General features: G+C 63.6%; 23 protein-coding genes. 14 read left to right on the top strand and 9 right to left on the bottom strand.

The window, feature by feature from the left end; all coding sequences use genetic code 11:
- The 3 genes from RMO95_RS16605 to RMO95_RS16595 form a co-directional block, all read left to right on the top strand.
- On the top strand, positions 1–377 hold a 377-nt coding region (locus tag RMO95_RS16605; protein WP_310451767.1), incomplete at its 5' end, for a transposase.
- 30 nt (positions 378–407) lie between these two features.
- A complete protein-coding gene (locus RMO95_RS16600) occupies positions 408–776 on the top strand; it encodes a DUF1304 domain-containing protein (protein ID WP_310451766.1) in 369 nt (122 codons plus the stop codon).
- 11 nt (positions 777–787) lie between these two features.
- A complete protein-coding gene (locus tag RMO95_RS16595; RefSeq protein WP_310451765.1) occupies positions 788–1,780 on the top strand; it encodes a hypothetical protein in 993 nt (330 codons plus the stop codon).
- 62 nt (positions 1,781–1,842) lie between these two features.
- On the opposite strand, the gene RMO95_RS16590 is transcribed toward RMO95_RS16595, so the two are convergent.
- Positions 1,843–2,235, bottom strand: a complete 393-nt coding sequence (locus RMO95_RS16590; protein ID WP_310451764.1) for a VOC family protein — start codon at positions 2,233–2,235, stop codon at positions 1,843–1,845.
- Positions 2,236–2,468: 233 nt separating this feature from the next.
- On the opposite strand from RMO95_RS16590, the gene clpB reads away from it, so the two are divergent.
- From clpB to RMO95_RS16550, 8 genes are all read left to right on the top strand, one after another.
- Positions 2,469–5,081 (top strand): ATP-dependent chaperone ClpB, encoded by a 2,613-nt coding sequence (gene clpB, locus RMO95_RS16585; protein ID WP_310451763.1) that lies wholly within the window; start codon positions 2,469–2,471, stop codon positions 5,079–5,081.
- 55 nt (positions 5,082–5,136) lie between these two features.
- On the top strand, positions 5,137–5,388 hold the full coding sequence (locus RMO95_RS16580; protein ID WP_310451762.1) for a type II toxin-antitoxin system prevent-host-death family antitoxin: 252 nt from the start codon (positions 5,137–5,139) through the stop codon (positions 5,386–5,388).
- A gap of 7 nt (positions 5,389–5,395) precedes the next feature.
- Positions 5,396–5,809: a type II toxin-antitoxin system VapC family toxin gene (locus RMO95_RS16575; protein ID WP_310451761.1), complete on the top strand. Its 414-nt coding sequence runs from the start codon at positions 5,396–5,398 to the stop codon at positions 5,807–5,809.
- Between the two features lie 28 nt (positions 5,810–5,837).
- Positions 5,838–6,017, top strand: a complete 180-nt coding sequence (locus RMO95_RS16570; RefSeq protein WP_310451760.1) for a hypothetical protein — start codon at positions 5,838–5,840, stop codon at positions 6,015–6,017.
- On the top strand, positions 6,007–6,222 hold the full coding sequence (locus tag RMO95_RS16565) for a hypothetical protein (RefSeq protein WP_310451759.1): 216 nt from the start codon (positions 6,007–6,009) through the stop codon (positions 6,220–6,222). Before RMO95_RS16570 ends, RMO95_RS16565 begins: the two co-directional genes overlap by 11 nt.
- A gap of 266 nt (positions 6,223–6,488) precedes the next feature.
- A complete protein-coding gene (locus tag RMO95_RS16560; RefSeq protein WP_310451758.1) occupies positions 6,489–6,845 on the top strand; it encodes a hypothetical protein in 357 nt (118 codons plus the stop codon).
- A gap of 13 nt (positions 6,846–6,858) precedes the next feature.
- Positions 6,859–7,389, top strand: a complete 531-nt coding sequence (locus tag RMO95_RS16555; RefSeq protein WP_310451757.1) for a hypothetical protein — start codon at positions 6,859–6,861, stop codon at positions 7,387–7,389.
- Between the two features lie 48 nt (positions 7,390–7,437).
- A complete protein-coding gene (locus RMO95_RS16550; protein WP_310451756.1) occupies positions 7,438–8,658 on the top strand; it encodes an MFS transporter in 1,221 nt (406 codons plus the stop codon).
- A gap of 169 nt (positions 8,659–8,827) precedes the next feature.
- On the opposite strand, the gene RMO95_RS16545 is transcribed toward RMO95_RS16550, so the two are convergent.
- The 7 genes from RMO95_RS16545 to RMO95_RS16515 all read right to left on the bottom strand — a co-directional run bounded on the left by RMO95_RS16545 (position 8,828) and on the right by RMO95_RS16515 (position 16,903).
- Positions 8,828–9,160: a helix-turn-helix transcriptional regulator gene (locus tag RMO95_RS16545; protein ID WP_310451755.1), complete on the bottom strand. Its 333-nt coding sequence runs from the start codon at positions 9,158–9,160 to the stop codon at positions 8,828–8,830.
- Entirely contained in the window at positions 9,144–9,365 is a 222-nt protein-coding gene (locus tag RMO95_RS16540) for a type II toxin-antitoxin system RelE/ParE family toxin (protein ID WP_310451754.1), read from the bottom strand. Before RMO95_RS16540 ends, RMO95_RS16545 begins: the two co-directional genes overlap by 17 nt.
- Positions 9,366–9,556: 191 nt before the next feature.
- Positions 9,557–11,092 (bottom strand): AMP-binding protein, encoded by a 1,536-nt coding sequence (locus RMO95_RS16535; RefSeq protein ID WP_310451753.1) that lies wholly within the window; start codon positions 11,090–11,092, stop codon positions 9,557–9,559.
- A 45-nt stretch (positions 11,093–11,137) separates the two neighbouring features.
- Positions 11,138–13,495, bottom strand: coding sequence for a GAF domain-containing protein (locus tag RMO95_RS16530; protein WP_310451752.1), 2,358 nt, complete (start codon positions 13,493–13,495; stop codon positions 11,138–11,140).
- 164 nt (positions 13,496–13,659) lie between these two features.
- A complete protein-coding gene (locus RMO95_RS16525) occupies positions 13,660–14,244 on the bottom strand; it encodes a DNA-3-methyladenine glycosylase I (RefSeq protein WP_310451751.1) in 585 nt (194 codons plus the stop codon).
- 210 nt (positions 14,245–14,454) lie between these two features.
- A complete protein-coding gene (locus tag RMO95_RS16520; protein WP_310451750.1) occupies positions 14,455–15,840 on the bottom strand; it encodes a bacteriohemerythrin in 1,386 nt (461 codons plus the stop codon).
- Between the two features lie 346 nt (positions 15,841–16,186).
- Positions 16,187–16,903 carry a transposase gene (locus RMO95_RS16515; RefSeq protein ID WP_310451749.1) on the bottom strand — a complete coding sequence of 239 codons (717 nt, stop codon included), beginning with the start codon at positions 16,901–16,903 and terminating at the stop codon, positions 16,187–16,189.
- Positions 16,904–17,396: 493 nt separating this feature from the next.
- Between RMO95_RS16515 and RMO95_RS16510 the strand changes: the two genes are divergently transcribed.
- A complete protein-coding gene (locus RMO95_RS16510) occupies positions 17,397–17,624 on the top strand; it encodes a hypothetical protein (RefSeq protein ID WP_310451748.1) in 228 nt (75 codons plus the stop codon).
- Positions 17,624–17,851: a type II toxin-antitoxin system HicA family toxin gene (locus tag RMO95_RS16505; RefSeq protein WP_310451747.1), complete on the top strand. Its 228-nt coding sequence runs from the start codon at positions 17,624–17,626 to the stop codon at positions 17,849–17,851. Before RMO95_RS16510 ends, RMO95_RS16505 begins: the two co-directional genes overlap by 1 nt.
- A gap of 83 nt (positions 17,852–17,934) precedes the next feature.
- Here the strand turns inward: RMO95_RS16505 and RMO95_RS16500 are convergent, their stop codons facing one another.
- Positions 17,935–19,191, bottom strand: a complete 1,257-nt coding sequence (locus RMO95_RS16500; protein ID WP_310451746.1) for an IS4 family transposase — start codon at positions 19,189–19,191, stop codon at positions 17,935–17,937.
- A gap of 489 nt (positions 19,192–19,680) precedes the next feature.
- On the opposite strand from RMO95_RS16500, the gene RMO95_RS16495 reads away from it, so the two are divergent.
- Positions 19,681–20,934: an IS4 family transposase gene (locus tag RMO95_RS16495; RefSeq protein ID WP_310451745.1), complete on the top strand. Its 1,254-nt coding sequence runs from the start codon at positions 19,681–19,683 to the stop codon at positions 20,932–20,934.
- The last annotated feature ends 72 nt before the right edge of the window (positions 20,935–21,006 follow it).

Here is a 21,006-nt window from a genome sequence, read left to right as displayed (position 1 = left end):
ATCCCGAAACCGACAAGACGCTCGTATTCCTCACCAATCAGATGACATTCCCGGCTGTCACGATCTGCGCGCTCTACAAGAATCGTTGGCATGTGGAGTTGTTCTTCAAGTGGATCAAGCAGCATCTTCGGATCAAGCGTTTCTTCGGTACGTCAGAGAATGCGGTCAAGACTCAAATCTGGATCGCCGTGTCGGTCTATGTCCTCGTCGCCATCGTCAAGAAGCGCCTCAATCTCGACGCCTCGCTCTACACATTGCTACAGATATTGTCGGTGACGCTTTTCGAGAAGATACCCTTGCAGCAAGCCTTTCCGGGCGGCGACTCCAGCTCCGACAGCAGTATCATCAACAACCAATTGAATCTGTTCGCGATTTAGCCGGACAGCAGTGATGGCAAAGGATTAATCATGAAGCTTGTCGCCATGGTCCTGGTGCTGCTGGTCGCCCTTGAGCATCTGTACTTCCTCTACCTCGAAATGTTCCTGTGGACCACGCCGAAGGGGCTGAAGATCTTCGGCAACACGGCCGAGAAGGCCGAAAGTTCCCGGGTGCTGGCCGCCAACCAGGGGCTCTACAACGGATTTCTCGCTGCCGGCCTGCTGTGGGGCCTGGGCTATGCGGGCGCCGCCGGAATCCACATCCAGATGTTCTTCCTGGCCTGCGTGATCGTCGCAGGCATATACGGCGGGCTTACGGTGAAGATGCGTATCATGTATCTGCAGGCCGGCCCGGCATTGCTGGGCTTGCTGGCCCTGCTTGCGGCTCAGGCGTTTTGAAGGAGAACGAGATGGCGAGCCCCAGCACCCAATGGCAGGAACGCATCGCGGCCGACGAAGCCGAGCGCCATGCCGCGTATGCGCGCGATTTCGCCCAGATCCAGGCGCGGAAGTCGGCCAAGTTCGGCAAGGGGCGCACCCTGCACCGCAAGCAGTTGCTGGGACTGCAGGGCAGCTTCGCGGTGCTCGCCGATCTGCCGGGCCATGCGCGCCACGGCCTGTTTGTCGCGCCGCGCAGCTACCCGGCCTGGGTCCGACTGTCCAACGGCGGCACCGACGTCCAGGCCGACCGCAAGCCCGATGTACGCGGGTTCGCGATCAAGATCCGCGACCTCGGCGACCTCGGCGATCCCGGCGCGCTGGGTTCGGGTCCGACCGATTGCCAGGACTTCCTGTTGATCAACCATCCGGCCTTCGCCTTTGCCGGCGCCGATGAATTTGTCGGGCTGGTCAAGAACCTGAGCAAGGGCCCCGGCGCCCTGCTCGGCTACCTGGTGTCGCGCTACGGTTTCCTCGGTGCGCTGGGCATGATGAAGCGCTTCGCACAAACCTTCAACAAACCCTTTTCGGGCTTTGCCACCGCGCCCTTCTACTCGGCGGCGCCGATCGCCTGCGGCCCCTATGCGGCGCGGGTGCGCTTGTTGCCGCCGGGCGGCGAGGCCAAGCCGGGCGCCGAGGCCGACTGGGCGGGGGATTTTCTCGCCCGCCTGGCGCGCGGGCCGCTGCAATTCAGGCTGCAGCTGCAATTTTTCGCCGATGAAGCGCGTACGCCGATCGAGGATGCCTCGGTGGACTGGCCCGAGGATGTCGCGCCCTATGTCACAGTCGGCGTGCTGACCTTGCCGCCGCAGGACGCGCTGGCGGCCGACGGCCAGACGCGGGCGGCGGCCATCGAGGCGGCCGCCTTCGATCCCTGGGCGGCGCTGATGGCGCATCGCCCGCTGGGCGAAGTCATGCGCGCGCGCAAGGCGGTGTATTTCCAGAGCCAGAGCGGTCGGCGTTAATACGCTAGACGGTCGCCAGCGGGCGTGGCGGCGTGCCGCGCGCGCACGGCACGCCGGGAATCTCAGTGGTGCTTGCGCATCTCCTGGTGGATGCACAGGATGTTGCCTTCCGGATCGGTAAACCATGCGCACTTCTCGTCCTTGGTGGCGAAGACGTGGTTCAGGGTCTTGAGGCCGGGCATGTCGTAGTCCTCGAACTTCACGCCACGCACTTCCAGGTCCTTGATTTCGGCATCGATGTTGTCCACTTCGAAGCTCAGGGCGGTGTGTTCGGCCTTGGTGCCTTCGGGTTTCGGTATCAGGGATACCGTGCCGCCGTCGGCGCAGCGCATGACCCAGGAACCGTCGTCGTGCATGCCCTCGGGGATGAGCCCAAGCTTGTCCTGATAGAAGCTGCGCGCGCGGTCCATCTGCCGGACGGGAAGCATGGTCGTGATATGTGATTTGGTCAGCATGGCTTGATCCTCCTGGTGGGGAACGGGTGCCCGGAGGTCTCCGGGCGGCGAATTGACTTCTGTATAGCCAATGGCACGCCGGAATCAACCATTATCGATGCAGGGGATAGCGATTCCGGCCGGGACCGGCGGGTGGCGCCGGGTGCTGTTTGCCGCCCGGTTGCCGCCGAGGATTGAAATCGGCGCCGCAATCCCCATGTTGTGCGCAATGACATCTTTCTGAGGCATCCGCCATGCGCATCGATAAATTCACCACCCGCTTCCAGCAAGCCATTTCCGACGCCCAGAGCCTGGCGGTCGGCAACGACCAGCAGTTCATCGAGCCGCAGCACCTGCTGCTGGCCCTGCTCAACCAGGAGGACGGCAGCACCACCTCGCTGCTGGCGCGCGCGGGGGCCAATGTCGGCGGGCTGAAGGCTCAGCTTGCCAAGGCCATGGATCGCCTGCCCAAGGTCGAAGGCCATGGCGGCGAGGTCAGCATCGGCCGCGACCTCTCCAACCTGCTCAACGTCACCGACAAGGAAGCGCAGAAAGCCGGCGACCAGTTCATCGCCTCGGAAATGTTCCTGCTGGCGCTGACCCAGCCAGATGGTAAAAGCGGAGGCGAGTGCGGCCGCCTGCTGAAGGAAGCCGGCTTGAATCGCAAGGCGCTGGAAGACGCGGTGAAGGCCGTGCGCGGCGGCGAGACCGTCGGCTCGCAGGACGCCGAAGGCCAGCGCGAGGCGCTCAATAAATACTGCCTCGACCTGACAGAGCGCGCCCGCCAGGGCAAGCTCGATCCGGTGATCGGCCGCGACGACGAGATCCGCCGCACCATCCAGATCCTGCAGCGCCGCACCAAGAACAACCCGGTGCTGATCGGCGAGCCCGGCGTCGGCAAGACCGCGATCGTCGAAGGCCTGGCGCAGCGCATCGTCAATGACGAAGTGCCGGAGACGCTGAAGGGCAAGCGTGTGCTGGTGCTGGACATGGCGGGCCTCTTGGCCGGCGCCAAGTACCGCGGCGAATTCGAGGAACGCCTGAAGGCGGTGCTCAAGGAAGTGGCGCAGGACCAGGGCCGCATCATCCTGTTCATCGACGAGATGCACACCATGGTCGGCGCCGGCAAGGCCGAAGGCGCGATCGATGCCGGCAACATGCTCAAGCCGGCCTTGGCGCGCGGCGAACTGCACTGCATCGGCGCCACCACGCTCAACGAATACCGCAAGTACATCGAGAAGGATGCGGCGCTCGAACGGCGTTTCCAGAAGGTGCTGGTCGACGAGCCTTCGGTCGAGGCGACCATCGCGATACTGCGCGGCCTGCAGGAAAAATACGAGTTGCATCACGGTGTGGACATCACCGACCCGGCCATCGTCGCCGCGGCGGAACTGTCCCATCGCTACATCACCGACCGCTTCCTGCCGGACAAGGCGATCGACCTGATCGACGAGGCGGCGGCGCGCATCAAGATGGAAATCGACTCCAAGCCGGAAGTCATGGACAAGCTCGACCGCCGCCTGATCCAGTTGAAGATCGAGAGCGAAGCGGTGAAGAAGGAAAAGGACGAGGCCTCGAAGAGGCGCCTCATCCTGATCAAGGACGAGATCGCCAAGCTCGAGCGCGAATACGCCAACCTCGACGAGATCTGGCGCGCGGAAAAAGCCCAGGTCCAGGGCTCGGCGCACATCAAGGAAGAAATCGACAAGATCAAGGGCCAGATGGCCGAACTGCAACGCCAGGGCGCCTTCGACAAGCTCGCCGAATTGCAATACGGCACCCTGCCCAAGCTCGAAGCGCAACAGAAGGCCGCGGAGAAAGTTGGCGCTGAACAGGATGGCACAGGCGCGGCGAAGCACCGTCTGCTGCGGACGCAAGTCGGCGCCGAGGAAATCGCTGAGGTCGTCTCGCGCGCCACCGGCATCCCGGTCAGCAAGATGATGCAGGGCGAGCGCGAAAAGCTGCTGAAAATGGAAGACAAGCTGCACAGCCGCGTCGTCGGCCAGGACGAAGCCGTGCGTCTGGTGTCCGACGCGATCCGCCGTTCGCGCGCCGGGCTGTCGGAAGAAAGCCGGCCCTACGGTTCCTTCCTGTTCCTCGGCCCGACCGGCGTGGGCAAGACCGAGTTGTGCAAGGCGCTGGCCGAATTCCTCTTCGATGCCGAAGACCACCTGATCCGCATCGACATGAGCGAGTTCATGGAGAAGCATTCCGTGGCGCGCCTGATCGGCGCGCCGCCGGGCTATGTCGGCTACGAGGAGGGCGGCCACCTGACCGAACAGGTACGCCGCAAGCCCTACTCGGTGATCCTGTTCGACGAGGTCGAAAAGGCGCATCCGGACGTGTTCAACGTGCTCTTGCAGGTGCTCGACGACGGCCGCATGACCGACGGCCAGGGCCGCACCGTGGACTTCAAGAACACCGTGATCGTGATGACCTCCAACCTCGGCAGCCAGATGATCCAGACCATGGCCGGCGACGATTACCAGGTGATCAAGCTGGCGGTGATGGGCGAAGTCAAAATGCATTTCCGCCCGGAGTTCGTGAACCGCATCGACGAGATCGTGGTGTTCCACGCGCTCGACGAGAAGAACATCGCCGGTATCGCGAAGATCCAGCTCAAGTACCTCGAAAAGCGCATGGCGAAACTGGACATGACGCTGGAAGTGTCCGACGCCGCCTTGGCGCTGCTGGCCGAGGCCGGCTTCGACCCGGTGTTCGGCGCGCGGCCGCTCAAGCGCGCGATCCAGGAACGCATCGAGAACCCGCTATCGAGGCTGATCCTCGACGGCAGCTTCGGGCCGAAGGATCATGTCAAGGTAGGGGCGAGCAAGGGACAACTGACGTTTGGGAAAGCGACGATCTAACCAGTTTTATTTGAAATCTGGTTATACTGGGCTGGCCGAGAAAAGGAGTCCCCCTATGTTGAGCGTTGGAATCTTTGAAGCGAAAGCCCAGTTGTCGCAACTCGTAGAGCGTGTCGCGCAGGGCGAGGAAGTGCTGGTAACGCGTCACGGCAAGCCCGTGGCGCGTCTGGTGGCGCCCGAAGCATCGTCCGATGTCTCGGCGCTTGCGGAGTGGACCGCCGACCTGCGGGCCTTCCGTCGTGGTATCGACCGCGGCGCAAAGCCTGGCAGCACGCTTTCTGATCTGATCGCGGCGGGGCGGCGGTGAGTCTCCGGTGAGTGCCAGGCTACCCCTGGTCATCGATTGCTCGGCGGCGATTCCGTGGTTCCTGGACGATGAGGCGAATGCATGGAGCGAAGGCCTGCTCGATGCCTTGCCGCGCTACTCCCTGCACGTTCCTGCGCTGTGGCATCTCGAATTCGCCAATGTCCTGCTCACCGCGCAAAGGCGCAAGCGTATCAATGCCAAGGATGCCAAGGGGCTGCTGGCGCGCGCTTCCCGTCTGCCCCTGGTGACTGACGGCAGGGTGGTTCCGCTGGTCGAGATCGCCGACCTGGCCGAAGCCCATGGCATCACGACTTACGATGCTGCCTATCTCGAATTGGCGACACGCTTGAGCTGTCCGCTCGCAACCCAGGACAAGGCTCTGGCGAAAGCGGCCAAGCGCCTTGGATTTTTGTACGCGTAAGAGTTGCGTCTTGCCGGAGAGGATTTTTATGACCCGGCTTGAGCTGATCGATGTCGAAGGCGAACTCGGGGTGCTCCTTCCCGACGAAGTTCTGTCCCGGCTGGGGGTAATGGCCGGTGGCGAGCTTGTTCTTGCGGAAACACCTTCCGGGTATCTGCTGACCGCTGCCAAACCTGCGCCGGAAGGGAAAGCCCCCCTTGTCCCCTGAGCTTTCCGTCACCCTCGCCGGCTTCGTCGCCTGGTGCCGCGAACACATCAGCGGCGACGAAAAGGGCGAGGCGCAACTCTATCTCGATCATCTGTTTCGCGCCTTCGGCCATGCCGGGCTGAAGGAGGCCGGCGCGACTTGCGAGGATCGCGTCAAGAAGGATGGTCCGGCTTGTTACGCCGGATTGCCTTGGCTCCGGGAGTGATACCGGACCGGAAGCGACGCAGCGTTGAACTGCTGTCAATCGACGCGGATTTTCCGCGCGGCGTGACGGCACCCAGCGTGGAAAGTCCGATGCTTGCCTGGCGGCGATCACGCAGGTCGCGCCTGGGCGACGCGCAATGATTTCTTACAAAACACGCCGCATCTGGATGAGTTTCCTTACAGGTGCGGCGTCCAATAGGCACCATCGTCAGAGCGGACGGACGGCCAGGCATTTGGCCGCCGTCCAGCAAAGAAAGGATGGATGCCATGAAGCTCGTCAAATTGATCATCGCGCTCCTGCTTGTGGGAGCGGCCGGCGTCGGTAACAACGCCTGGGCGAATCACCGCCACCACGGCCATCATTCGCATTTCAGGGTATTCGTTGGTCCGGTCTGGGCTCCGGTCTGGGGGCCGGCCTACTATCCGCGCTACTACTCCCCGCCGCTGGTGATCGAGCGTCCGTCGCCGCAGGTGTATATCGAACAGCAGCCCGCCGTGGCGCCGCCCCCTGGCGCGGATGCGGGCAATTACTGGTACTACTGCCCTGCGGCGAAGGCTTATTACCCTTATGTCCAGGCCTGTCCCGGCGGCTGGCAGAAGGTCCTGCCGCAGCCGCCGCAATAGTCGGGAGCCCGCCATGAAATCGTCTGCTGCATCTCTCGCCGCCGCGTTGGCCCTGTTGCTGCTTGCCGGATGCGCGTCCGTTCCAAGCGGCCCGAGCGTGATGGCGCTGCCGGGAACGGGCAAGAATTTCGAGCAGTTTCGCGTCGATGACGCCGCATGCCGCGACTATGCCCGGTACCAGACAGGCGGTGCGAGCGCCGACCGCGCGGCGGTCGATGCCGGTGTGCGCCGCGCCGCGGTCGGCACCGTGGTGGGCGCCGTTGCCGGTGCCGCCATCGGCGGACGCGACGCCGCCGGCGTCGGCGCCGGCACCGGTCTGCTGATCGGCAGCATGGCGGGCATCGGCGCCGCCCAGAGTTCGGCCCACGGTACCCAGCGCAATTACGACAACGCCTACATCCAGTGCATGTATGGCAAGGGCCAGCGCGTGCCGGTGCCTGCGGCGCAGCGCAGCCAGTGGCAGTCGCCGGTCGGTCGCACCGCGCCACCGCCCGGCACCGGCTATCCGCCGCCGCCGGGAACGGCGCCGCCCTATCCGGATTAGTCGCCGCCGGCAGACGTGCCACCCCCTGATTTCGGTTAGCATCGGCCGATGGAGTCCAATCGTCCCGTCCGCGCCGATGCCGCCGTGATTGCGCTGGTCGGCGTCGCCCACGCCACCTCGCACCTGTTCCATCTCCTGCTGCCGCCGTTGTTTCCGCTCTTGATGCCCGATTTCGGTTTCGGTTACACCGAGGCCGGTTTCCTGATGACTGTGTTCTTCGCCATTTCCGGCGTCGGCCAGGCCTTTGCCGGCATCGTCGTCGATCGCTATGGTGCGCGCCGGGTGCTGATGTCCGGCGTCGGCTTGCTGGCGGCTTCGGGCCTGGCGCTGTCGGCGGCGGTCAACTACCCGATGCTGTTGCTGGCCGTGGCCCTGGCCGGGGTCGGCAATTCGGTGTTCCATCCGGCGGATTTCTCGCTGCTGAACAAGAAGGTGTCGCCGTCGCGGCTTGGCTATGCATTTTCCGCGCATGGCCTGTCGGGCAATCTGGGCTGGGCGATCGGCGCCACCATTTCCGGCACCGCGCTGGCCTGGGCCGGCTGGCGCGGCGCCGGCCTTGCGGCGGCGCTGGTGGCACTGTGTTCCGTGGCTGCGCTGCAACTGGCGCGGCCGCTGCTGGACGACGATGTTGCAAGAGTCGGCGCTGGCGGCACGGTGACGGGCACCACTTTCGGCTTTCTCGGCTTGCCGGTGATCTGGCTCGCCTTCATGTTCTTCCTGCTGATCACTGCTGCTTTCGGCGGTTTGCAAAGCTTTTCCGTGCCGGTGCTGGGTGGCATCTACGGGCTCACGGCGGCGGCCGGCGTGGCGGCGCTGACCGGCTATCTGCTGGGCTCCGCGGCGGGCATGGTGGTCGGCGGTTTCGTCGCTGCACGGGTCCATGCGCACGATCGCACGGTAGGCAGCGCGCTGGTCGGCGCCGCGGTCTTCGCTTCGATGCTGGCCAGCGGCTTGCCGCCGGCCTGGAGCGTGATTCCGCTGATGGTCGGCATCGGCGTTGGCGTCGGCCTCGCCGGCCCTTCGCGCGACCTGCTGGTGCGCCGCGTCGCCACCGAGTCGCTGGCCGGCGGCAATGCCTCGCCGGCCTTCGGCCGCGTCTATGGCTTCGTTTATTCGGGGCTCGACGTGGGCCTGGCGCTGGGTCCGCTGGCCTTCGGCATGCTGCTCGATGCGGGCGGCCGCGACGGCGTGTTGCCGGGCGTGGCCCTGCTGCAGATTCTGGCGGTGCTGACCATGGGCCGCAAGGTCGGGGTGCCGGCAAGATCGTAGTCCGATCGTAGGGCGGACCGTAGGGCGGACTTCAGTCCGCCATCCACCCCCGGCCGACTGAAGTCGGCCCTACAACGCCATCCACCCGCCGGCCGACTGAAGTCGGCCCTACAACGCCATCCACCGCTGGCCGGCAAATGGGTGGCCCCATTTATCCGTCATCTGACGCCTAAAAATTCAACTGTTCGACTTCCAGCCCCAACGCCGCCGCGATCTTGGCGAGCGTGGCCTTGCGCGGACGTTTGGCGGATTCCATCTGCGCGTACGCGGCCTGCGTAACACCCATTCGGGCGGCCACCTCGGCCTGGGTCAGGCGCAGGTATTCGCGCCATGCCTTGACCGGAGACATGCCATCGTCGAAGGCCATGCCGACCACTGCGTTAGGGACGGTTCCCAGCGTAAATCCGCCCCTCATGCGCTGGAACTGCGCATACGGCACCACCACGAAAGCCGGCTTGCCGTCTTCATCCAGAATCGTCTGGAAATCAGTACGTGCGTTCATCCCGTTTCCTCACTTCCTCGATGCTGACGATGCAGACGTCACCGCCCACAAAATCGAAAAACACCCGGTAATTACCCACCCGCAGCCGGTAGCCATAGGCATGATCAGTCAGTGCCTTTACATTGCGCGCGGCGGACAGGTCGATCAACTCCGCGTTCACGCTCTTCCGAATCGCCGCACCCGCCAGCGCGGGAATTCTGCGCATCTGCTTCAGCAGCCTTCGGCTTCCAGTTGATCGTGTTCACGGGGCGAAGTATAAGTATTCAATAAGTAATGTCGATGAGCTCGGCACGACATCGCCGGTCCCCGCACGAAAGAGCAAGATGGACGCGGGTCGGCAGGGCATGGGGCGGAGCGTGGCAGGCCAAATGAATAATGCGAGCCCCTTCTGCGCGGCTAGATCTGCCTGGCGCGCCCGGCCCAGTAGGGGTCGCGCATCTCGCGCTTGAGCGTCTTGCCCGCGGCGTTGCGCGGGAAGGCGGGCAGGATCACGACTTCCTGCACGCGCTGGTAGCGCGCCGCGACGCGCTCGTTGATCCAGTCGCGCAGCTCGCTCGCCGTGGCGTCAGCGCCAACTTTCAACACCACGGCGGCCAGCGGAGTCTCGCCCCAGGTCTCGTGCGGGATGCCGAACACGGCGACCTCCGCCACTGCCGGATGGCGGCTGGCGATGTCCTCGATGTCGCGCGGATAGACCTTGACCCCGCCGGAGTCGATCATGTCCTTCTTGCGATCGACCAGATACAGATAACCGTCGTCGTCCAGATAGCCGATGTCGCCGCTGTGGATCCAGCCGAAGCGCAGGGTTTCCGCGGTGAGCTGCGGCTTGCCCCAGTAGCCCTGCATGACGAAGGGCCCGCGGCCGACGATCTCGCCGGGCTGGCCGCGCGGCAGGTCATGGCCGGCCTCGTCGACGATGCGCACTTCGCTGAAGGGCGGCGGGCAGCCGACCGAGCCGGCCTTTCTCACCGCATCGGTCTTGTCGAGGATGGTGACGAAGCCTTCGGTGAGGCCGTAGAGTTCGTGGAAGCGGCCGGGCAGCAACTGGTTCAGCTGGTCCTTGCGCGGCTGCGCCAGCGGCGCGCCGAGCGACAGGATCATCTGCAGCGAGGCCAGCCTGGCCGGGTCGAAGGCCGACGAGTCGAGCAGGGCGATGATCTGCGCCGGCACCACCATGATGTGCGTGACCCGCTCGCGGGCAATGGTTTCGAGCATAGTCGCGGCATCGAACTGGCGCTGCAGGATGTAGGTGGCGCCGAGATGGAAGGCCGGCATCAGGGTGACGAAGGCGCCGTTGAAGACGATGGCGCCGGTGTGCAGCACCACCGATTCCGGCGTCATGCGCCAGGCGGCGCCCAGCAGCAGGGCGTACATGGCGCGCACGCGATGGCTGTGCATGATGCCCTTGGGCAGGCCGGTGGTGCCCGAGGTGTACATGATGTTGAACAGGTCGTCGGCGCCGACGCCCGCGGCGGGCGGCGCGCCATCCGGCGCGGCGGCGGCGAGCGCCGCATAGTCGCCCCAGGGCGGCTCGCCGCCGTCGATCAGCAGGATGCGCGCAGGCGCCAGGGTCGCCAGTTCCGGCAGCACGGCGGCGACTACCGGCAGCAGGCTGTTCTGGGTGACGAGGCAGACCGCGCTGGCGTCGTTGATCAGGCTGGACAGGCCGGCGCCGGTCAGCAGCGGCGACAGCGGCACGGCCACGGCGCCGATCCTGGCGCAGGCCCAGTAGAGTTCCAGCAGTTCCAGGGTGTTGGGTAGCAAGGTGGCGACGCGCTGGGTCTTTTTCACGCCCAGCCCGGTCAGCAGGTGGGCGGCGCGATCGACCCGGGCGCTGAAGCCCAGGTAGTCGAGGCGCTGCTGCTCGAACACGACCGCCGTGGCGTGAGGGCGGTAACGGGCATGGTGGGCCAGCAGCGATGAGAGTTCCATGGTCGGCTCCTTTCCTGGTTCAGGCGGAAATCGCGGCGCCGCGGACTACCGGCCGGGCAGGGTCCACACCCCGTCCCATTCGTCGGGCGGCGGGTGGTCGCGATAGATGCGGCAGCGTTCGAGGTAGATTTTCGACGGCCCGTCGTCGGGATTGGCGTCGATCGCCTGCCGGAAACAGCTTTTCGCCGCGGCCCAGTCGCGTTTGCGATAGAGCGCGAGGCCTTTGCCGAATGCATCGAGCACCTCTTCGCGGTGGGGAAAACTGTCCTCCGAGTGATGGCCGAGAGCTTCGTAGATCGCCACCGGCGTGGCCCTGCCGCGCACCCGGATCAGGTCGATCTGGCGGGCGGCGGCGTGATCCTTGATCGCCGCCCAGGTCGCGTCGCACATCAGGATCGAGGTGCCATAGAACTTGTTGGCGCCTTCCAGGCGCTCGGCCAGATTGACCCGGTCGCCGATCACGGTGTATTCCATGCGCTTGAGCGAACCGATGTTGCCGGCGACCACGTTGCCGGTGCTGATGCCGACGCCGATCTTGATCTGCTCGCCGCCGCGCGCGATGCGCCGCCGGTTGAGCTGGTGCAGCGCGGTCAGCATCTTGTTGCCGACCATCACCGCATTGGCGGCGTCGTCGTCGCTTTGCAGCACCGAGCCGAACACCGCCATGATCATGTCGCCGATGTACTTGTCGAGCACGCCGTCGTGGGCGAAGACGATATCCACCATGTCGGTGAAGTATTCGTTGAGCAGGGCCACGGTCTCCCTGGCGCCCAGGCGTTCGGAGATCGAGGTGAAGCCGCGGATGTCGGAAAACAGCACGCTGACGTCGCGTCCGATGCCGCCCAGCTCCGCTTCGCCGCTCTCCATGAGCTTGTCCACCACGGTCTTGCTCATGTAGCGCGACATGGTGTTGCGCAGGCGCTTTTCGCGCGTGATGTCCTCCATCATCAGCATGTAGCCGATCGGTTCGTTGCTGGTGCTGGTCAGCGCCACCGTGACCAGGTTGATCGAGACCGCTTCGCTGCCCTCGACCAGCAGGTCGGTGTCGACGGTGATGTCGGTCTTGCCCGAGGCGAGGACTTTCTCCAGGCTGTTGGCCACCCAGCGGTTGCGGCCGGGGAAGAGTTCATCCAGCCGGTGACCGAGCAGTTCGGCGCCGCTGCGCCGCAGCAGGCGCAGCGCCGACTCATTGACCTTGCGCACTATGCCGTCGGCGTCGAGCGTCAGCACCGCATTGTTCATGCTGTGCAGGATGGCCTCGTTGTAGTTGCGCGCGACGTTGACTTCCTCGAACAGCTGCGCGTTTTCGATGGCGACGGCCGCCTGCGCCGAGAAGGCGCGCAGGCGGCGTTCGTCGGCGCTGCCGAACTTGCCGCCCTTGCGATTCAGGATCTGCATGACGCCGATCTTGCGCTCGCCGCGCGCCACGATCGGCATGCACAGCATGCTGTGGGTGCGGTAGCCGGTGTGGTGGTCGAACTCGGGATTGAAGCGGGGGTCGCCGTAGGCATCGGGAATGTTGATCACCTGGCCGCTGCTGAAGCATTCGCCGGCAATGCCGGCTTGCGCCGGGAAACGGATCGTGCCGCCGGCAATGCCGCCGGCGACGCGGGAAAACAATTCGTCGCTGGCCGGGTCGTAGAGGAACAGGCTGCCGCGGTCGGCATCGAGCAGCGTGGTTGCCGCCGTCATGATCTTCATCAGCAGCGGATCGAGGTGGATCTCGGAGACGATCGAACTGCTGATTTCGAGCAGCATGGCTTCCTCGCGCTGCTGGCGCTCGACCTTCTCGAACAGGTGCGCGTTCTCCAGGGCCGCGGAAGCCTGCAGCGAAAGTCCTTCGAGCAACTGCTGGTCTTCGGCATCGAAGTCGCCGTCGCGTTTGTTCAGCACCTGGGCAATGCCGATCACCTCGCGCTTCTTGTTGCGGATCGGCACGCAGAGGATGTTGCGCGTGTGGTAGCCGGTATGCCGGTCGACCTCCTGGTTGAAACGCGGGTCGGCATAGGCGTCGGCGATGATCACCGCCTCGCCGCCGGCGAATACCGCGCCGGCCACGCCGACCTGGCTGGGGAAGCGGATCTCGCCGATGGTATCGCCCTGCAGCACGCGCGAGAACAGCTCGTCGGCCTCGCCATCGTAAAGGAACAGCGAACTGCGATCGGCATTCAGCGCTTCGGTGACCACCGCCATCAGGCGCGGAAACAGTACGTCGAGGGAAAGGCTGTCGGTTACGCGATTGGCGATGTCGGCCAGCGCCGAGGTGCGCCGCAGCTGTTCGGTGATGCGGTGGAACAGCCGCGCCTTGCCCGCATCGTCGAGGCCGCGCAACAGGCGATCGATATCCTCTTCCTGCAGGTGCTGTTCAAGGATTTCGCGAATGGTTTCGAGGCCGACTTGCATGCGCGAGGTGAGCGGAAGACCAATTGGCTATGGATGCCGGCATTGTAACCATCCGGCGTGGCTTTGCCCGCGTCGTTTGCGGGCTTAGCCCGCTCCGCTGGGGGATCATCAGAATCGGTTTGTGCCTCGGAAGCGTCTGCACGCCAAGGCCCGTGCCAGGGGAATCAGCCGCCGAGCGCGGCGTGGCGCGGGCAGGAGACGAGGTGATCGTTGACCATGCCGGTCGCCTGCATGTGGGCGTAGACGACCGTGGGGCCGATGAAGCGGAAGCCGCGACGCTTGAGTTCCCGCGACAGGGCCTCGGCCTGCGGCGTGATGGCGGGGATCTCGGCCGGCTTGCGGCGGCGGTTGATGCGCGGGCGGCCATCGACAAAGGCCCACAGCAACTGGTCCAGGCTGCCGCCCTGCTCGTAGAGTTCCAGCGTGGCGCGGGCATTGCCGATGCTGGCGGCAATCTTCAACCGGTTCCTGACGATGCCGGCATCGCCCAGCAGCCGCGCCACGTCCTGCTCGTCGTAGCGGGCGATCCGGACCGGATCGAAGTCGTCGAAGGCGCGCCGGTAGTTCTCGCGCTTCCTCAGGATGGTGATCCACGACAGGCCGGCCTGCGCCCCTTCGAGGATCAGGAACTCGAACAGCGTGCGCTCGTCGTGGCAGGGCACGCCCCATTCGGTGTCGTGATAGGCGACGTAGAGCGGGTCGTCGCCGCACCACGGGCATCGGGCGCTGCGGGTCGGTGTGTCGGTCATGGTCGATGGCGGCTCACGGGTGTGTCGGGGGTACTTCGGGGCAAGGCGGGGCAAGGCGGGACTGCGCGATGATACCGCCGCGCGCGGCGTTCAGGCCGGGATTGCGGCGCAGACCGTGGCGACGCGGTTGCGGCCCTCGCGCTTGGCGCGATAGACGCCCTCGTCGGCGAGCTTGACCAGGTCCTCGTAGCCCTTCATCGCGGCGCCAAGCTAATGCACGAATCCCGGCTCCGGATCGAGCACCGCGGGATTGCGCAGAAAGCTGCCGAGATGCCGGTCGGTCTTGGTGGTGTGGTTGATCAGCCAGTCGACCAGCAGCAGCTGGATGCGAAAATTGATGTAAGTCGGGTCGCTGTTGCCGTTTTCGATCTCTTCGCGCAGCTTCAGGTAATAGGTCTGGAAGGTGCGATGCTCATGCACATGCTGTTCGAGGAAGGGGTAGTGCGAATCGCGCATCAGGCGCTCTTCGTCGCGAAAATGATTGACCACATAGCGGCCGAGAAAGTCGAGGACTTCGTTGACTTCGACGTGGCTGCCGCTACTGACCCGGTCGGAAAGGCGGCGCATCTGCTCCAGCAACTGCCGGTGCTGGGCGTCGATTTCCGCCACGCCGATGGAAAATTCCTCGCGCCATTCCGGAATCAGGTCGAGTTCGCCGGTGCCTTCGTGCTCGCCGCTGGCCAGATAGCGCTCGCAGCGTTCGATGTACAGCTCGACCACCGAGTCCGTCGGCCCCGCAGCGCGGCATTGCTGCAGCAGGGCGCGCGAGCGTTCGATGTCGCGCAGGTGATAGCAGGCGATGGCATGTCCGAACTGGGACAGGGTGCGCCGCTTGGCATCCCGCAGTTCGGCGGGGTCGGCGTCGAACACCTCATAGACCGTTTGGGGATGGATCTTCCCCTTGACCCGCATGCGGTCGATCAGGCGGATCGAGTAGCGCGAGGCGTCGGCCAGCCCGTACAGGGTATGTTCGCTGATCAGCAGCGGCGCGCCATAGATCCGGGTGATGCTTTGCAGTCGCGACGCGACATTCACCGTGTCGCCGATCACCGTGGTTTCCATGCGGTTCTGCGCGCCTATGGTGCCCAGCATGGTGATGCCCGAATTGAGGCCGACGCCGATGCGCAGCGGGTAATAGCTGGCGCGCTGGCGCCCGTCGTTGTAGCGTTCAAGATTGCGCAACATGCCGATGGCCGCACGCAGGCCGTCGTCGCTGCCGCCGGGAAACAGCGCCATGATGCCGTCACCGACGAACTTGTCGATGAATCCGCCGAAGCGCTCGATGATGGGGCCGACTTCGCCCAGGTAGGAATTCAGGAAGCGAAAATTCTCCTGCTGGTTCATCGATTCCGACAGCGTGGTGAAATCGCGGATATCGGAAAACAGCACGGTCAATGCCTGGTCGGCGTGCTGGCCAAGGCGCGCCTGGAGGATGCTGTTGGCGCCCATCAGCTTCATGAACTGGCTCGGCACGAACAGCCGATAGGCCAGTTCGGTCAGCGCCAGTTCGTTGCGGGTGCGCTCGTGCGCTGCCTTCTCCTGCTCCAGCGCCGTGCGCAGGTCTTCGATTTCGCGTTCGCCAGCGGGCGCGTTCATGATTCGCATCCTGAAAATGACGGCATGCGGTGGGGTTGCAGGATCGCGGCGCCGTCGCGGCTCTGGTGGCCCAAACCGCCAATCCCACGAAAATATTAGACCATTATTTTTGTAAGGATATTGCGGCGCATCAATAGCGCGAGGATTTTCCGGGTGCTCCCGGCGGCGCTCGCCGTGCCGCCAGCGCCAACTCTTGGCGGCGCAGAGCCCTAATTCAGCACCAGCACGCCGCGCTTGAGGCCGGAGTCTTCCGGATGCGTGGAATTAAACCCAGCTACATGGCGAGCCCTACGGGCATTCGGTCCGGCCGTCAATTCGTCCAAGGCCGGAGAGCCGACCTAAACCTTCAGCGCCAATTGCGCTGGCGATCCTGCCGGCTCTGTCGCCAGCTTTCTCGGCCGGCCGCGTGGCTTGACTTCGCGGCGCTGCCCGGTCGTCCGTTCGATGCTGTCGAGAAAGCGGGAATTTCCGAGCGGCTGCCCCTGATCCAGCGCCATGCGGATATCGCCGATCGCATCGGCATCGAGTTCCGCGCGGAACAGCGCGCGGTAGGCCGCAAGGCGTGCGGCCTCGGTCCGACCCAGGACGCTTCATGCCGCGTCAGCAAGGGGTCGGGTTGCCCCAGCCCGTTCGCCCGATAGCTGCTCCAGCGATAGTGCGCAGGATCATCCACCATCGCGGCGCGTACCGGATTGAGTTCGATATAGCGCTGGCACAGCAGCAGGTAGGCGTCGGCCTGCACCAGTGAGGACTTGTAGCGGCTGTCCCACAGGGTGCCGGTGCGACGGTAAGTCTTGTTGATGTAGTGCACGTAGCGCCGGCCCAGCGAGATCACCAGTTGCGTCACGGCTTCCGGCGCGGGCGGCGTCAGCAGCAGATGCACGTGGTTGGTCATCAGAACATAGGCGTGCAGTTGGCAGCCGCTGGTCTTGAGCGCTTCGCCGAGCCAGTGGCGATAGGCGTGGTAGTCGTCCTCGCCGAAGAAGCAGGCGTCGCGGTTGTGCCCGCGTTGCACGATGTGCAGCGGGATGCCGGCGAGATGGATGCGGGGGCGGCGGGGCATGATGGGAATTGTAGCCGGTCAGTTTAATTCGAGCCCCTTTGATTCCAAGCCGTTCAGGATGTCTTGCTGGGTCAGCCAGCCGGCCGGAGGTAACCGGCCGACGCGGCTTTAGGCGTCGGTCCGGTTCACCGCCAGCCTTGTTCCCGCATGACGCAATGATCGCAAGAGTCGACGCTGGATGCGCCTTGCGTGCCTGGGATTCCGTTTCGCGGGCAGGCAACGGCGATCAATGCGGCGATGACGATCAATGCGCCGGCGGACCTTTTGATCCCCCCGGCGATGCCAACTCCATTCGAGCTTGGCCAATTTTGTGTCGATCCCTGAACCTCAAATCCTGCTACAGTTCAAGGCAGCGAGCCGCTTGTCGCCAGCGACGAAGAAGACAGTGCCGAATTTGTTGGTGGGTTTGATTCTCAGGCCGGCGGCGCTGCGATGGGATTCAACTCGCAGCCCCACTAAACCGAGGACGCGCGAGCTGTTCAGGAGCCATGCCATGGAACACATGATTCAGTTGCACATCGAGAAGTTGCCGGAGGGTGTCTATCTGGCCACCAGCGACGAGGTGCAGGGTTTGATCGCCCAAGGGCGCACACTGCAGGAAACCGTGGAGATTGCCCGCGACGTGGCCAAGAAGTTGATCGAGTCGCAGACCGACGTGACCGATGCTTCGCTGCCGCCGCTGACCGAGTCCTTCGACTATCCCCTCATTGTGGCGGTCTGATGGGACGGTTGGCGGGCTTCAGTTATCGGGAGATCGTCAAGCGGCTCAAGCAACTGGGCTTCGAGTTTCATCGCCAAGCGGCGGGCAGCCATGAAATCTGGCTCAACGCAGCGAGCAATCGTTACACCACCATCCCCAATCACCCCGGCGACATGCCCGAAGGCACTCTGCGCGCCATCCTCAAGCAAGCCGATGTCGACACGGAAAGGTTCTTGCAAAGAAGCTGAGCGCAGGCAATACGCGCCTGAAGCTTTGGCCTTGCAGCGTATTCCAAATAAATTCGAGCCTGGCTCTGAGGTTTCCCCACGAATCATGATGCGACAGTAGGGGGGGGAAGACAGGCAGCCCTGGCCTGTTCACGCAGGCGCTGTAGGTAGGCCAAGGGATTCCCGATTTTTCGCATCAAGACAGGAGAGGCGATCACACGTGTCGCCATAGTCAGCACCGAGATCTCTGCTCGATCATGATGCTTGGCCTGTTTGCGGGTGATCAGTTCAAGTTGTAGCTGTATCGCCTTGACCGCCTCGCCGATCAAGCGTTTCGCGATGCTCGCGATGTGGCCGATCAACAGCAACGCTTCGAGCCGACGTTGCCCATGCGAGCGTGAGCGTGTCAGCCCCAGGCCCAGCCTCTCGTTCTTGGTGTCCCGAAAACCCTGTTCTATCTTCATGCGTTGCGCGTAGAGACGCACAATCGCTTCCGCTGAGAAGTTCGCCAATCCCGGCGAACATGAGAGCAACCATGGCTCACGGGCCGCCGCCGCGATCTTCTTCGATTGGCTGTTGCCGTGCGTCTTGCCGCTGGGGTAACGCCGCTTTCTGGCCTGTGGCAGGCGCTTGATGCGCACGAGGCGGCAACGGTTGGGCTTGTTGCGCGTGCTGTCAAATATCCCCAAGTCTTCGCCGGTCGCGCACGCGTCAGCATAGAGCGCCTTGGCCGGAAACCAGCGCAGACTCTTCTTGTTGGCAGCCGCCGCCTGACCGACCTCGACGCGGCAGACAAACTCCCGGTTCCTTATTCGCCCTACCCAATCCCAGCCTTGCCCGTTGACCAGTGCGAACCAGGTGCCGCGAAATCCGGCGTCGGTCAGAATGATCGGTGCAAAGGACTGCGCCGGAAGTACGCAGGCCAAGCGTTCGAGAAAGCGTCGATGGACGGCGTAAGCGGCCAGATGTTTGCGCGGATGAACTTCTTCATAGAGCGTGATCGACCGTCCTTCGACCACGACCGAAGCGCGTAGCCAGTGCCAAGCCATGTCTGCCGAGAGGCTGGACCAGTCAACGACGATGAGCAAGGGACTGGCGCCTTGTAGCCATTGGGCCGCCAGCGTTCGGTAGATATCGAGATGCTCAGCGGCGAAGGCGGGGTTGCCCAAGAAACGATCCACGGCTTTCACCCGATGCCGTACCGTGGTTGGCGAGGCACTGCCCAGCGCCAGTTGCGTTAAGGCCAGGGCTTGGCCGTTCACGGCCGCATTGCTCAGATCTACCAGTCGCTGCCAGCGCGTTGCGTGCATGTAGTCTTTGCAATCGGAGAGAACTCTCGACACAATCGTCGTGGTTCGCATGGCGGGATTCCTTGAAGGTTTGGTCACTGACAAGGATAAATACCCTCGTCATGCGAACTCCCGCACAACAACGACTCAATAACAATCCTTTTTACCCATACGTCGTCGGTAACCCACTATTCCTTCAGCAATTTTCGTGGGGAAACCTCAGGGCCAGGCTCGAATATCCGGAGCCTCGTCCTTCCGATTCCGTCAAAATATCGAATGACGTGGAGATTAGCCCATACGGATCGTCTTATCAATTCTTGGTAATACGGACAGGATGTCGGCCAGATAAATGCGGGGGGCGGCGGGGCATGAGGGGGATTGTAGCAAGTCAGTTTAATTTGAGCCTGGCCCTGAGGTTTCCCCACGAAAATTGCTGAAGGAATAGTGGGTTACCGACGACGTATGGGTAAAAAGGATTGTTATTGAGTCGTTGTTGTGCGGGAGTTCGCATGACGAGGGTATTTATCCTTGTCAGTGACCAAACCTTCAAGGAATCCCGCCATGCGAACCACGACGATTGTGTCGAGAGTTCTCTCCGATTGCAAAGACTACATGCACGCAACGCGCTGGCAGCGACTGGTAGATCTGAGCAATGCGGCCGTGAACGGCCAAGCCCTGGCCTTAACGCAACTGGCGCTGGGCAGTGCCTCGCCAACCACGGTACGGCATCGGGTGAAAGCCGTGGATCGTTTCTTGGGCAACCCCGCCTTCGCCGCTGAGCATCTCGATATCTACCGAACGCTGGCGGCCCAATGGCTACAAGGCGCCAGTCCCTTGCTCATCGTCGTTGACTGGTCCAGCCTCTCGGCAGACATGGCTTGGCACTGGCTACGCGCTTCTGTCGTGGTCGAAGGGCGGTCGATCACGCTCTATGAGGAAGTCCATCCGCGCAAGCATTTGGCCGCTTACGCCGTCCATCGACGCTTTCTGGAACGCTTGGCCTGCGTACTTCCGGCACAGGCCTGCGCACCGATCATTCTGACCGACGCCGGGTTTCGCGGCACCTGGTTCGCGTTGGTCAAAGGGCAAGGCTGGGATTGGGTAGGGAGGATAAGGAACCGGGAGTTTGTCTGCCGCGTTGAGCTCGCTCAGGCGGCGGCAGCCAACAAGAAGAGTCTGCGCTGGTTTCCGGCCAAGGCGCTCTATGCTGACGCATGTGCGACGGGTGAAGACTTGGGGATATTTGACAGCACGCGCAACAAACCCAACCGGTGCCGACTCGTGCGCATCAAGCGCCTGCCACAGGCCAGAAAGCGGCGTTACCCCAGCGGCAAGACGCACGGCAACAGCCAATCGAAGAAGATCGCGGCGGCGGCCCGTGAGCCATGGTTGCTCTCATGTTCGCCGGGATTGGCGAACTTCTCAGCGGAAGCGATTGTGCGTCTCTACGCGCAACGCATGAAGATAGAACAGGGTTTTCGGGACACCAAGAACGAGAGGCTGGGCCTGGGGCTGACACGCTCACGCTCGCATGGGCAACGTCGGCTCGAAGCGTTGCTGTTGATCGGCCACATCGCGAGCATCGCGAAACGCTTGATCGGCGAGGCGGTCAAGGCGATACAGCTACAACTTGAACTGATCACCCGCAAACAGGCCAAGCATCATGATCGAGCAGAGATCTCGGTGCTGACTATGGCGACACGTGTGATCGCCTCTCCTGTCTTGATGCGAAAAATCGGGAATCCCTTGGCCTACCTACAGCGCCTGCGTGAACAGGCCAGGGCTGCCTGTCTTCCCCCTACTGTCGCATCATGATTCGTGGGGAAACCTCAGAGCCTGGCCCCAATGGCACTACCTTAAGAAATAGCACCGATAAACCAATGAGAT

The organism is Sulfuritalea sp. (assembly GCF_031426875.1).
Taxonomy (GTDB): Bacteria; Pseudomonadota; Gammaproteobacteria; order Burkholderiales; family Rhodocyclaceae; genus Sulfuritalea.
Note: the sequence above shows the minus strand (reverse complement) of the source record. Positions and strands in the feature narration are given on the sequence as shown.

Bases quoted from the DNA above. Each gene is read 5' to 3' on its own strand.
- clpB (WP_310451763.1), top strand. From the start codon at position 2,469: ATGCGCATCGATAAATTCACCACCCGCTTCCAGCAAGCCATTTCCGAC.
- RMO95_RS16545 (WP_310451755.1), bottom strand. From the start codon at position 9,160: ATGAACGCACGTACTGATTTCCAGACGATTCTGGATGAAGACGGCAAG.
- RMO95_RS16580 (WP_310451762.1), top strand. From the start codon at position 5,137: ATGTTGAGCGTTGGAATCTTTGAAGCGAAAGCCCAGTTGTCGCAACTC.
- RMO95_RS16540 (WP_310451754.1), bottom strand. From the start codon at position 9,365: ATGCGCAGAATTCCCGCGCTGGCGGGTGCGGCGATTCGGAAGAGCGTG.
- RMO95_RS16500 (WP_310451746.1), bottom strand. From the start codon at position 19,191: ATGCGAACCACGACGATTGTGTCGAGAGTTCTCTCCGATTGCAAAGAC.
- RMO95_RS16535 (WP_310451753.1), bottom strand. From the start codon at position 11,092: ATGGAACTCTCATCGCTGCTGGCCCACCATGCCCGTTACCGCCCTCAC.
- RMO95_RS16510 (WP_310451748.1), top strand. From the start codon at position 17,397: ATGGAACACATGATTCAGTTGCACATCGAGAAGTTGCCGGAGGGTGTC.
- RMO95_RS16590 (WP_310451764.1), bottom strand. From the start codon at position 2,235: ATGCTGACCAAATCACATATCACGACCATGCTTCCCGTCCGGCAGATG.
- RMO95_RS16525 (WP_310451751.1), bottom strand. From the start codon at position 14,244: ATGACCGACACACCGACCCGCAGCGCCCGATGCCCGTGGTGCGGCGAC.
- RMO95_RS16555 (WP_310451757.1), top strand. From the start codon at position 6,859: ATGAAATCGTCTGCTGCATCTCTCGCCGCCGCGTTGGCCCTGTTGCTG.
- RMO95_RS16495 (WP_310451745.1), top strand. From the start codon at position 19,681: ATGCGAACCACGACGATTGTGTCGAGAGTTCTCTCCGATTGCAAAGAC.
- RMO95_RS16570 (WP_310451760.1), top strand. From the start codon at position 5,838: ATGACCCGGCTTGAGCTGATCGATGTCGAAGGCGAACTCGGGGTGCTC.
- RMO95_RS16505 (WP_310451747.1), top strand. From the start codon at position 17,624: ATGGGACGGTTGGCGGGCTTCAGTTATCGGGAGATCGTCAAGCGGCTC.
- RMO95_RS16530 (WP_310451752.1), bottom strand. From the start codon at position 13,495: ATGCAAGTCGGCCTCGAAACCATTCGCGAAATCCTTGAACAGCACCTG.
- RMO95_RS16595 (WP_310451765.1), top strand. From the start codon at position 788: ATGGCGAGCCCCAGCACCCAATGGCAGGAACGCATCGCGGCCGACGAA.
- RMO95_RS16600 (WP_310451766.1), top strand. From the start codon at position 408: ATGAAGCTTGTCGCCATGGTCCTGGTGCTGCTGGTCGCCCTTGAGCAT.
- RMO95_RS16550 (WP_310451756.1), top strand. From the start codon at position 7,438: ATGGAGTCCAATCGTCCCGTCCGCGCCGATGCCGCCGTGATTGCGCTG.
- RMO95_RS16515 (WP_310451749.1), bottom strand. From the start codon at position 16,903: ATGCCCCGCCGCCCCCGCATCCATCTCGCCGGCATCCCGCTGCACATC.
- RMO95_RS16520 (WP_310451750.1), bottom strand. From the start codon at position 15,840: ATGAACGCGCCCGCTGGCGAACGCGAAATCGAAGACCTGCGCACGGCG.
- RMO95_RS16560 (WP_310451758.1), top strand. From the start codon at position 6,489: ATGAAGCTCGTCAAATTGATCATCGCGCTCCTGCTTGTGGGAGCGGCC.